12 protein-coding genes are annotated in these 11,442 nt (G+C 67.8%); 8 read left to right on the top strand and 4 right to left on the bottom strand.

The annotated features are described in order from the left end of the window. Positions 1–10: 10 nt before the first annotated feature. Entirely contained in the window at positions 11–883 is an 873-nt protein-coding gene (locus GORHZ_RS10615) for a universal stress protein (protein WP_006332840.1), read from the bottom strand. Positions 884–1,067: 184 nt separating this feature from the next. After that, positions 1,068–2,912 (bottom strand): NAD(P)/FAD-dependent oxidoreductase, encoded by a 1,845-nt coding sequence (locus GORHZ_RS10610; protein ID WP_006332839.1) that lies wholly within the window; start codon positions 2,910–2,912, stop codon positions 1,068–1,070. Positions 2,913–3,093: 181 nt separating this feature from the next. Between GORHZ_RS10610 and GORHZ_RS32200 the strand changes: the two genes are divergently transcribed. The 4 genes from GORHZ_RS32200 to nucS all read left to right on the top strand — a co-directional run bounded on the left by GORHZ_RS32200 (position 3,094) and on the right by nucS (position 6,567). Then, a complete protein-coding gene (locus GORHZ_RS32200; protein ID WP_373279593.1) occupies positions 3,094–3,234 on the top strand; it encodes a hypothetical protein in 141 nt (46 codons plus the stop codon). Beyond that, the gene (locus GORHZ_RS10605; RefSeq protein WP_505677523.1) at positions 3,210–4,340 is read left to right on the top strand and encodes a helix-turn-helix domain-containing protein; all 1,131 of its coding nucleotides are present in this window, start codon (positions 3,210–3,212) and stop codon (positions 4,338–4,340) included. The genes GORHZ_RS32200 and GORHZ_RS10605 overlap by 25 nt, the downstream gene beginning before the upstream one ends. Positions 4,341–4,413: 73 nt before the next feature. Further along, a complete protein-coding gene (glsA, locus tag GORHZ_RS10600; RefSeq protein ID WP_083877257.1) occupies positions 4,414–5,832 on the top strand; it encodes a glutaminase A in 1,419 nt (472 codons plus the stop codon). Positions 5,833–5,883: 51 nt separating this feature from the next. Beyond that, complete coding sequence (gene nucS, locus GORHZ_RS10595) at positions 5,884–6,567, top strand: endonuclease NucS (RefSeq protein ID WP_006332836.1); 684 nt, start codon at positions 5,884–5,886, stop codon at positions 6,565–6,567. 34 nt (positions 6,568–6,601) lie between these two features. Here nucS and GORHZ_RS10590 read toward each other — a convergent pair whose 3' ends face one another. Both GORHZ_RS10590 and mce read right to left on the bottom strand, forming a co-directional pair. Continuing rightward, positions 6,602–7,675: a coiled-coil domain-containing protein gene (locus GORHZ_RS10590; protein ID WP_245551393.1), complete on the bottom strand. Its 1,074-nt coding sequence runs from the start codon at positions 7,673–7,675 to the stop codon at positions 6,602–6,604. A gap of 28 nt (positions 7,676–7,703) precedes the next feature. Then, positions 7,704–8,201: a methylmalonyl-CoA epimerase gene (gene mce / locus GORHZ_RS10585; RefSeq protein ID WP_006332834.1), complete on the bottom strand. Its 498-nt coding sequence runs from the start codon at positions 8,199–8,201 to the stop codon at positions 7,704–7,706. Positions 8,202–8,281: 80 nt separating this feature from the next. On the opposite strand from mce, the gene GORHZ_RS10580 reads away from it, so the two are divergent. Genes GORHZ_RS10580 through GORHZ_RS10565 form a run of 4 tightly spaced genes read left to right on the top strand, consistent with a single transcriptional unit; the run spans position 8,282 to position 11,437 of the window. Then, positions 8,282–9,484, top strand: coding sequence for an acetyl-CoA C-acetyltransferase (locus GORHZ_RS10580; protein WP_006332833.1), 1,203 nt, complete (start codon positions 8,282–8,284; stop codon positions 9,482–9,484). A gap of 51 nt (positions 9,485–9,535) precedes the next feature. Beyond that, a complete protein-coding gene (locus GORHZ_RS10575; protein ID WP_006332832.1) occupies positions 9,536–9,895 on the top strand; it encodes a DUF3817 domain-containing protein in 360 nt (119 codons plus the stop codon). A gap of 13 nt (positions 9,896–9,908) precedes the next feature. Next, positions 9,909–10,214: a thiamine-binding protein gene (locus GORHZ_RS10570; protein ID WP_006332831.1), complete on the top strand. Its 306-nt coding sequence runs from the start codon at positions 9,909–9,911 to the stop codon at positions 10,212–10,214. After that, on the top strand, positions 10,211–11,437 hold the full coding sequence (locus tag GORHZ_RS10565; RefSeq protein WP_006332830.1) for an MFS transporter: 1,227 nt from the start codon (positions 10,211–10,213) through the stop codon (positions 11,435–11,437). Before GORHZ_RS10570 ends, GORHZ_RS10565 begins: the two co-directional genes overlap by 4 nt. The last annotated feature ends 5 nt before the right edge of the window (positions 11,438–11,442 follow it).

Here is an 11,442-nt window from a genome sequence, read left to right as displayed (position 1 = left end):
TACCCCACGATCAGCTCTCCGGCGCCGGCACCACGATCATCGGCACCGCCAGCACGCGCAGCATCTTCTGTGCGGTGGACCCCAGGAACAATCTCTTCGGGGCCGCCAACCGGCTCGAGCCGACCAGGATCACATCTCCGTCGTGCCAGTCGACGGTTCGGACCGCGTCCTCGATACTGTCGCCCTCGGCGATCATGGTGGTGATCTGCGTGCTGTCGGGTAGACGGAGGTGGGCGGTGTCGAGCGCCTTGCGGGCGAGTTCGACTGCGTAGCGGCGTGCCTCGTCCTCGTCCTGCGCCGAGTGGCGCGAGGGCATGTCGTCGCCGGATACGAGCGAGAGCAACCTGATGGGCAGATCACCATCCGCGCTCATTCCGACTGCGGTGTCGACGAGAGCCTCCGCGCCCGGTCGCCGTCCGATGGCCGTGGTGACCTCTCGGACCCGGGGCGCCCCGGTGTAACGGAACCCGCTGGGTGCCAGCGCTACCGGTACCGGACACGAGTACAGCAGGTTGTTGACCACCGATCCGAGGGAATGCCGTCCGACCAGCATTCCGCCACCGGACCCCCCGACGATGAGCATCGTCGAATGCAGTTCGCCGATCTCCTTGATGAGGCCGTCGGCCGGGTTCTCGTCGAACACGATATGGGTCTGTACGGAGACATCGTCGGGGACCATTCCCTTGGCCTCGGTGAGCCATGTGTGTGCTGCCTCGTCGAGGATCTCCTCGTAGTGCTCGAGGGTGGCCGAGGCATCGGCCCGGTCGGGTGGGATCACCACCGCGATGTCGAGGGGTGCCTTCAACGTGCGCGCCAGGCAGACGCCGAGCGCGACAGCGTCGGCGCCGCCCGAGGTGGCGATGTAGGCGACGAGCAGCTTCATCGTGGACTCCGATCATATGGCCGGGGAAACCCGAGGGAGTTGTCTGTGCTCCCCCCATCAGATCACGCGTGATGCCGCCACGACGGGCAGTTGGGACCTCGGGTGTGTTCGTGGTCGGATCACGTCGCACGCCGATGCTGCCGGCCCCGGATAGCCGAGGCCGGCAGCATGGTGATCGGGGCGATCAGGACAGGTGGTGCACCTCCTGTAGGCCGTACACGGGCGTTGGGATGCCCTCGCGCCGGGCCTTCAGCTGCAGAGCGAGATAGAGCGAGTAGTGGCGCGACTGGTGCAGGTTGCCGCCGTGGAACCACAGCCCGGGCTGCTGGGTCGGCTTCCACATGTTGCGCTGCTCACCCTCCCACGGACCCGGATCCTTGGTGGTGTCCGAGCCGAGGCCCCACACCTTCCCGACCCGGTCGGCGACCTCCTGACCCATGAGATCGGCGGCCCACCCGTTCATCGAGCCGTATCCGGTGGCGTAGACGACGACGTCGGCCGGGAGCTCGGTACCGTCGGCGAGGACCACGCTGTTCTCGGTGAGATGGTCGACCTGACCGTGCGCCAACTTGATCGTGCCGTCCGCGACGAGGTCGCAGGCGCCGACGTCGATGTAGTAACCCGACCCGCGGCGCAGATACTTCATGAACAAACCCGAATCGTCGTCACCGAAGTCCAGGTCGAAGCCTGCGGCCTCGAGGCGGTCGTAGAAGTCCTTGTCACGCTCGCGGATCTCGTTGTAGATCGGGATCTGGAACTCGTGCATGATGCGGTAGGGCAGCGAGGCGAATGTCAGGTCGGCCTTCTTCGTGGTCATCCCGTTCTCGACGGCCTGTTCGCTGTAGAGCGCACCCAAGCCGATCTCCATCAGCGAGTCGGATCGCACGATGTGGGTCGACGAGCGCTGCACCATCGTTGTGTCGACGCCGTTCTCCACCAGCGCCTTGCAGATGTCGTGGGCGGAGTTGTTGGAGCCGATCACCACCACGTTCTTGCCGACATAGCCATCGGGGCCCGGGTGCTGGCTCGAGTGATGCTGTTCGCCGGCGAAGATGTCCTGACCGGGGATCGTCGGCACGCTGGCCTTGCCGGACATTCCGGTGGCGAGCACGAGCTGGCGGGGATGCAGCGTCATCCGTTCGCCGTCGCGGTCGATCTCGACGGTCCACTGCTGTGCGTCCTCGTCGTAGGAGGCCGACAGACACGTCGTCTTGCTCCAGTACGGGACCTCCATGACCTTCGTGTAGAACTCCAGCCAATCGCCGATCTTGTCCTTCGGCGCAAAGGTCGGCCAGTTCGCGGGGAACGGCAGATAGGGGAGATGGTCGTACCAGACCGGATCGTGCAGGCACAGCGACTTGTACCGCTTGCGCCACTGATCGCCGGGCCGGTCGTGGCGGTCGACGACGATGGCCGGCACGCCGAGCTGGCGCAGCCGGGCGCCGAGAGCGATCCCGCCCTGGCCGCCGCCGACGACGAGTACGTAGGGCTGTACCGCGCGGCCGAGTTCGAGTTCCTCGTCCTCCCGCTTCTCCGCCCACGAGCGCCGATCGGGATCGGAACCGTGCACGGCACCCAGCACCCGGGTGTGGCCGCTGCGCTCCTCGTACCCCTTGAGTTCCTGGAGCGACGTGAGCAGGGTCCAGGCGGTGTCCTCGCCGGTGTCGGCGTCCGGACGCAGCCGCAGGTGACCGACGCCGCGACCGGTCGCGGTCTCGAACTCGATGAACGCCGAGAGTACGTCACCGTCGGCGGTCGGCGGTTCGCTCGTGCGGAACCCTCGCGGATCGGTGTCGTCGAGGCGACTGCCGAGCATATCGGCGATCTGCTCGCGTCCCTCGACCGTCTTGATGTTCCAGGTGAACGAGACCAGGTCGCGCCAGAAGCTGTCGGTGGCGAACATGCCGGTCACCCGCGCGACGTCGCGCGCGGCCAGTGCTTCGGAGAACTCGGCCAGCCAGGCGTCGACGCGCTGCTGGGGATCGTTGGGCCGGCTCTCGGTGGCCGGGGGTTCCAGGGTCTGCGTCATGATGTCCTCTCCTCAGGGCTCGATACTGTCGATCGCTGACGTTGTGATCCACAGCACACCGCACCTGGAGTGTGACCGACAAGGGTTGCATCGGGTTGCATGGGGCTGCGCGTGACCGCAACCCTGTGCAACCCCCAGGCGGACTTTGCGGGCTGGGTGTGATCGGGAGCACAATCGTGGGGTGTCCGTCCCGGAAACCCATCTCGGCCCCGAACCCGCGGTCTCCGCGGGTGACGATCCACGCCACTACGCGCAGCTGCTGTCTGCGGTCTATGACGCCGCGATGGCGGGGGGAAAATGCCCGCCCGGCCGAGATCGGTGATCAGCGAGTCCTGGGATCGGGTTCAGCATGCCGGGGTCGATCCGGATGTCGGAACGATGGACGAGGGCCTCGACGCCGGTGAACTCGAGGCGCGGCGGCAGGAGTCGGGGTTGGCCGACGTCCTCGAGGACCTCACCCGCGGGCTGGACTCGGTGATCGCCGACGGTGACAACATCCTGGTCGTGGCAGATGCCGAGGGCCGGGTGCTGTGGCGAAGCGGGTCGTCGCGGGTTCTGCACCGCGCCGATCGTCTCGGCTTCGTCGAAGGTGCCGGCTGGGGTGAGAACTCGGTGGGCACCAACGCGATCGGAACCGCGTTGATGTCCGGTCGTGCCGTGCAGGTCTTCTCCGCCGAGCATTTCGTTCGCAGTCATCACTCGTGGACGTGTGCCGGTGCGCCCATCCGCGACCCGCGCTCCGGCACGTTGCTGGGTGTCGTCGACGTCAGCGGGCCGGCCGCCACCATCCACCCGACGACGGTCGCGCTCGTCGACGTGGTGGCCAAACTCGCCGAGTCGCAGTTGCGCGACCATCATCGTCGTTCGCTGGACCAGCTGCGGTCGGTGGCGGCGCCGATGCTGGCGCGGCTCGGGGGACCGGCACTCGCCGTCGACAACGACGGGTGGGTGGCCGCGCTCGACGCCGTCACCCCGCGGAGCCGGCTCACCCTCCCCCGACAGACCGCTCCCGGACGAACCTGGTTGCACAGCCTCGGTGAATGCGACCTCGAACCGTTGCCGGGCGGGTGGCTCGTGCGGGTCGCCGAGGGGGCGACGGCATCCTCGGCGACGGTGATCGACCTGGACCTACGGGATTCGCGCAACCCCTCGTTCACGGTGTCGGGGGCCACCGGACAGTGGACGCTGCAACCCTCGCCGCGCCACGCGGAGATCCTGGCGCTGCTGGCCCACCACCCCGAGGGCTGTAGCGCCGCACAGATGTCGGCGCACCTGTTCGGCGTCACGGACCGGACGATCACGGTCCGCGCCGAGATGTCGAGGTTACGCAAACATCTCGGCGGGCTCCTCGCGGCGAATCCGTACCGCTTCACCGACGGGGTGACCGTCCGCGTCGAGGGCCGACCGTCGGTTGGCGGCACGCGCTGATCGGTCTCCGGGCTAGGGCATGCTCTAGATTCGTCGTGTGATCTCCCACGTCGACGGGTACCTCGAGCACATCATGGCGGTTTGCTGCGACAACCGCTCCGGTGCGGTGGCCGACTACATCCCGGAGCTGACCCGCGTCGATCCCGAGGGATACGGACTCTCACTGTGCATGCACGACGGTCACATCTACTCCCGGGGTGACGCAGGCACGAAATTCACCATTCAGTCCGTCTCGAAGCCGCTGACCTACGCGTTCGCCTTGACACGCCTGGGATTCGCGGAAACAGACGACAAGATCGGTGTCGAGCCGTCGGGGGAGGCGTTCAACCAGGTCAGTGTCGATGACCGACGGCGACCGAAGAACCCCATGATCAACGCGGGTGCCATTCTGGCAGCGTCATTGTTGCTGCCGCCGGTTCGGGACATCGGGCCCGGCCTCGTCGATACCGTGTTCGAGGAGGTGACCGCCTTCTACTCCGCATGTGCGGGCCGCCGGTTGTCGCTCGACGTCGACGTCTGGCATTCGGAGGCGGCGACCGGCGCGCGGAATCGGGCGATCGCCTACATGCTGGACAGTTTCGGCGTCATCGACAGCGACCCCGAGGCCGCCCTCGACCTCTATCTGCGGCAGTGCTCGCTGCAGGTCACCACCGATGACCTCGCCGTCATCGGTGCCACGTTCGCCAACGGTGGGGCCAATCCGCGAACCGGCAGGCAGGTTCTCGCTCCGGAGGTAGCCCAGCGGGTGCTGTCGGTCATGACCACCTGCGGGATGTACGACGGTGCCGGGGACTGGGTGACCTCGGTCGGACTGCCCGCGAAGTCCGGTGTGGGCGGTGGAATCCTGGCCATCCTGCCGGGACAGTTGGGTATCGGGGTCTATTCGCCCCGACTCGACCAACACGGCAACAGTGCGAGGGGCATCGAGACCTGTCGGCATCTGTCGACCGATCTGGGCCTGCACATGTTCAACCTCACCCGCGAGAGTCGGGTGACCATCCGCGCGGTGCGCGATATCAGCGAGTTCTCGGTGGGCGAGGACTGGGGTGAACGCGAACGAGGGTACCTCCGGACCTGTCGGGACCGTGTGCGGGTGTACGAGTTGCAGGGGGACCTGACCTTCTCGGGCGCGGAGAGCGCAATGCGACGGTTGGAGAGCGATCTCGACGATTTCGAGGTGGCCATCGTCGACATCTCGCGCATCGGCATCGTCGATCCGGTCGCCCGGACGATGCTGCTGAGCATCAAGCACACGCTGGACGAGCGCGGAGGTCGGGGGATGCTCGTCGATCCGGACGGCGTCGTCCGTAGAAGCGTGGAACGACATCGTAACGACGAGATCCTGCCGGATCTGGCTGCGCCGGAGGCGTTTCGGGGCCTCGACCCCACTTTGCCGCATGTGCATACGTCCCTATTGGACGCGGTCGCCGACGCCGAGGCGTTCCAGCTGAAGCGACGGTACGGCGGTGGTGAGATGTTCGGTCCCGGGTGAGGTGACGAACCACCGTCGGCCGGTCGCCAAGTGGACCACTAAGCTGGCCGGGTGCGTCTGGTTATCGCGGAATGCCAAGTGGACTACGTCGGGCGGTTGACGGCACATCTGCCCATGGCGAAGCGGCTGCTGCTGATCAAGTCGGACGGCTCGGTGAGCGTGCATGCCGACGACCGCGCCTACAAGCCGCTGAACTGGATGAGCCCGCCGTGTTGGCTGGCCGAGTCGCCGGTCCCCGACGGCGTGGACGCGCAGGCCTACTGGGTCGTCACCAACAAGGCCGGCGAAGAACTGCGGATCTCCATCGCCTCGGTCGAACACGACTCGGAACATGAGTTGGGCGTCGATCCGGGCCTGGTGAAGGACGGTGTGGAGGCTCACCTGCAGGAATTGCTCGCCGAACACGTCGACACGTTGGGGGCCGGGCACACCCTGATCCGTCGTGAGTTCATGACCGCGATCGGACCGGTGGATCTGCTGTGCCGCGATGCCGAGGGCGCGACGGTCGCCGTCGAGATCAAGCGACGCGGTGAGATCGACGGCGTCGAGCAGCTGACCCGGTATCTCGAACTGCTCAACCGCGATCCGCTACTGGCGCCGGTGGCCGGGGTGTTCGCCGCGCAGCAGATCAAACCGCAGGCCCGGACGCTGGCCGAAGACCGTGGCATCCGTTGTCTGGTTCTCGACTACGACGCGTTGCGCGGCGCCGAGAGCACGGAGTTCCGGCTGTTCTGAGTTCCCCGGCCCCATCGTCGGGGGTGTCGGTGGCTCAGCTGTCGGACGACGACGAACCGGCCGAGGAACCGGTCACCGACGACCCTGACACCGACGACCCCGACACCGACGACGCAGTGGCGCCGTTGGTGGTCGGTCGCGGCAGCTGCGATTGCGGCGAGAGGGCACGGTTGAGCAACTCGATGTCGTCATTGTCGGTGACATCGGCCAGGTCCGGATGACGATCGGCCAGCTGCGACGGGATCTGCGTCAGCAGTTCGCGTACCTGATCGAGCTGACCGATGACCTGCCGGCGCGCCGTGTCGACCTGACCGGCGAGCTCGCGAGAACGGGCCAGACGCTCGGTCACGATCTCCTGTGCCGTGTCCTTCATGTGCTCGCGCTCCGCGTGGGCCCGGTCTCGCTCGGCCGCGAGATCGGCGTCGTGACGTTCCCGCTCGCCCTGCAGCGTGCGAGCCGTCTGCAACTCGAGTTCTGCGGCCTCGCCCTTGGCCTTGGTGACGATGCGGCGCGCCTCGTCGCGGGCGGCGGTCATCGTCTCGGTGTGTTCGGCTTCCATCGCCGACCTGCGTTCGGCGATCTGCTTGGCGGCCTCGTCCGCGTCGTCGGCGGACCGGGCGGCGAGCGCGTCGGAGCTCTCCCGGATCTGACGCGCCCGCTCCTCGGCGTCGGCGACGATCTTGCGTGCCGTGCTGTCGGCCTCGTCCCGCATGCGGGTGGCGTCGGCCTGCGCCTCCTCGCGCATCGTGGCCGCCTCCTGCCGGGCCACCGACGTCGTCTCGGCGGCCTCCGCGGCGGCGTCGGCCCGCATCTCCGAGGCTTCGTCGGAGGCCAGCTGCAGCATCCGGCCGAGCCGTTCGCTCATCCCCTGGGCGGTCGTCGGGGGAACCGAGAGTTTGTCGACCTCGCGCCGCAGCTCCTCGATCTCGTCGCGCGCCTCTTCGAGGTGCGCGGCGAGCTCGTGGGCGTTCGCCGTGGCCGCGTCGCGGTCCGCGGCCAGTACCCTCAGCTCGGCGTCCATGCGCTGGAGATGGTCCGCCACCTGCTCGCGGTCGAAGCCGCGCATCACTGTGGCGAAGGGTAGATGCCGTGGTGCGGGAGCTGACATGCGGCACAGTCTAACTCAGTCGGAAACGTCAGTGACCTGAGGAATCGCCCGCCGGTTCGACGAGTTCGAGAAGGACGCCACCGGCATCCTTGGGATGCACGAAGTTGATCCGCGAGTCGGCGGTGCCACGTCGGGCCTCGGGGTAGAGCACCCGCACGCCGGCCGCGGTCAGACGGGCGACGACCTCGTCGACATCGGTGACGCGCACCGCGAGCTGCTGCAGCCCGGGGCCGCTGCGGTCGATGAACTTCGCGATCGTCGACGTCTCGTCGAGAGGCGCCAGCAGCTGGATCAGGGTCCCGCCGGATTCGCCTGCGGTGCGCGGGCCGACCATGGCCTCACGGACACCCTGTTCGGCGTTGGTCTCCTCGTGGAGGGTTTCGAATCCGAGGTTGTCCAGGTACCACTTCTTGGCGGCGTCGAGGTCGGGAACGGCGATGCCGGCATGGTCGATCGCGGTGACGAGATCCGAGATGAGGGCGGTGGCCGACGGTCGTGCTGCGGGGTCTGTTGCTGAGCTGGTCATGTCTTAACGGTAGCGTTGAGGGCACCAGCCCACTGAGCGGGCGTTCGGTCTGCTCGATCCACGTCATGTTGGAGGTCCCCATGTCCACGAACTTCGACCAGTCGTCCGTCATCGTCGCCGGGGCCCGCACCCCATTCGGTCGCCTGCTGGGTTCGCTGAAGGACTTCAGTGCGGTGGACCTCGGGGCGATCGCGATCAAGGGCGCCCTCGACAAGTCGGGTGTCCCGGCGTCGGCCGTCGACTACGTGATCATGGGTCAGGTCCTCACCGCCGGCGCTGGGCAGATGCCCGCGCGGCAGACCGCGGTCAAGGCCGGAATCGGCTGGGATGTCCCGACGCTGTCGATCAACAAGATGTGCCTGTCGGGCATCGACGCGATCGCGCTGGCCGACCAGCTCATCCGCGCCGGGGAGTTCGAGTGCGTCGTCGCGGGAGGTCAGGAGTCGATGACCCAGGCACCGCACCTGCTGCCGGGCAGCCGGGGCGGTTTCAAGTACGGCAACACCGAACTCGTCGACCACATGGCCTTCGACGGTCTGTTCGACGCCTTCACCGACCAGCCGATGGGCGCGCTGACCGAACAGGGCAACGACACCAACGGGTTCACCCGTGCAGAGCAGGACGAGGTCGCGGCACAGAGCCATCAGCGCGCGGCAGTGGCCTGGAAGAACGGACTGTTCGCCGACGAGGTCGTGGGCGTGTCCATCCCGCAGCGCAAGGGCGATCCCGTCGTCTTCGCCGAGGACGAGGGCATCCGCGCCGACACGACCGCCGACTCGCTGGCCGGTCTGCGGCCGGCGTTCCGCAAGGACGGCACGATCACCGCGGGCAACTCCTCGCAGATCTCCGACGGTGCTGCCGCGGTGATCGTGATGAGCAAGGCAAAGGCCACCGAACTCGGTGTCAGCTGGCTGGCCGAGATCGGTCCACACGGTGTCGTCGCCGGTCCGGATTCGTCGCTGCAGCTGCAGCCCGCCAACGCGATCGCGAAGGCCTGCGCCCGCGCCGGGATCACCCCCGCGGACCTGGATCTGATCGAGATCAATGAGGCCTTCGCCGCGGTCGGGCTGGCCTCGGGCCGCGAGCTGGGCGTGGACCCGGCGATCGTCAACGTCAACGGCGGTGCGATCGCGCTGGGCCACCCGATCGGTACCTCGGGCGCCCGGATCACCCTGCACCTCGCGCTGGAACTGCAGCGGCGGGGCGGCGGTATCGGTGCGGCCGCGCTGTGCGGTGCCGGCGGTCAGGGCGACGCACTGATCGTCCGCGTCCCGAAGAACTGAGCGCGAGACTTGTACTACACCTTGTCGTAGAAGTGCGGTGGATTCGGCACAATGGAGACCATGTCGCAATTCTTCGATCTTGGTAGTCCCGCGAAGCGTTTCCGGTTCGTCGCCGTCCTGGAGGCGATCACGTGGCTGGCGTTGCTGATCGCGATGTTCTTCAAGTGGGTCCTCGGCCACACCGAGGCCGTCGCGGTCCCCGGGATGGTGCACGGGATCGTGTTCATCGCGTTCGTGGCCATCTCGGTGGTCACGGCGATGCAGCTGCGGTGGAGCCTCAAGGTGACCGCGCTCGCGCTGGTGTCGAGTATCCCTCCGTTCGGGACCCTGGTCTTCGAGTGGTGGGCACAGCGCAACGGTCATCTCGCCGAACTCTCCGACCTACCGGCCGGCGAGACTCTGGCGGTCTGAGACAGGAGCCACGATGATCGTCGCGTTCAGCCTCTCGCCCTCGGGGGGAGACGCCGTCGACGCCGACGGCGGGATGAGCGCGGCGGTCGCGGCCGCGGTCCGGGTGGTCCGGGAATCCGGATTACCGCACCAGACCACCGCCATGTTCACCTACCTCGAGGGTGACTGGGACGAGGTCATGGACGTGGTCAAGCGGGCCGTCGACGCGGTGGCCGAACTCGCGCCGCGCGTCGGGCTGGTGCTCAAGGCCGACATCCGGCCGGGCCACACCGGTGAAATGACCGGCAAGGTCGAGCGGGTCGACCGCCACCTCGGATGACCGGGGTGGCCCCGGCGTCGACCGACCGTCGCGCACGAGCGGCCGTCACCCTGGTCTTCGCACTCAACGGATTCCTCGCCGCGATGTGGGTGGCACATATCCCGGTGATCACCGAGCGCACCGGTGTGTCCCACGACCAGCTCGGCGGATTGCTCCTGCTGCTCGGCGGATCGGCCTTCGTCGGCATGCAGGTCTGCGGTCCGCTGATCGACCGGTGGGGTTCGCGTCCGACGACGATCCTCGCCGCCCTCGCGCTGTCGGCGGTGATCCTCACACCCGTCAGCGCGACGAACGGCATCACCCTGGCCGCCGCGCTCGCGGGGTTCGGCGTGGCCAACGGGGCGCTCGACGTCTCGATGAACGCACAGGCCGTGGAGGTGGAGCGCCGCTACGGCCGACCGATCATGTCGTCGTTCCACGGGTTCTTCTCGATCGGTGGCCTCGTCGGCTCGGGCATCGTCGCGCTCACGCTGTGGCTCGACGTCGGTCCCCGTGTGACGGTGGCGGCTGCCGCCGGGTTCGGGATCGTCGTCGTCACGAGTGTGGCGGGCTCGTTGGCGCGTCGTCGTCGGGTCGGGCAGGTCGAGGACGGCGGAGTCGAGAGGCCGGCCGGGTCGCGGCGGTGGTGGCACGGCATCGATCTGCGTCGCCTGGTGCTGCTGGCGGCGGTGGCGTTCGCGGTGATGCTCGCCGAGGGAACGGCCTATGACTGGAGCGCGCTGCACGTCGTCGAGACGTTCGGAACGCCCGAGGCCCTCGGGGCGGTCGCATTCGGTGCGTTCAGCGCGGCGATGACGATCGCCCGGTTCGGCGTCGACGCCGTCGCGACCAGATTCGGCCCGAGGTCGATCGTGCGCGTCGGCGGGCTGATCGGCATCGTCGGGATGTCGTCGGCGATACTCGCGCCGTCGGGGGCCTGGGCGATCGTCGGATGGATCTTCTTCGGGGTCGGTGTGGCCGGGCTCGTCCCACAGATCTTCACCGCGGCGGGCAATCTGACCGCGGAGTCGAGCGGACGGTCGATCTCGGTGGTTGTCGGATGCGGCTACGTGGGCATGCTCGCGGGACCAGCCATCGTCGGATTCGTGAGTCAACGCAGCAGCCTGGGCATCGGACTCGTCGTCGCGGTCGGAGCCCTCGCCTTCGCCGTGCTGGCCGCCGATGTCGTCGACGCCCGGCATACCGGCAGCGGACATCGCGTTTCGCAGGACGTGCCACACTAGATGGC

Origin of the sequence: Gordonia rhizosphera NBRC 16068, from assembly GCF_000298195.1 — a bacterium.
Classification (GTDB): domain Bacteria; phylum Actinomycetota; class Actinomycetes; order Mycobacteriales; family Mycobacteriaceae; genus Gordonia; species Gordonia rhizosphera.
This window is presented reverse-complemented; position numbering and strand designations above follow the sequence as displayed.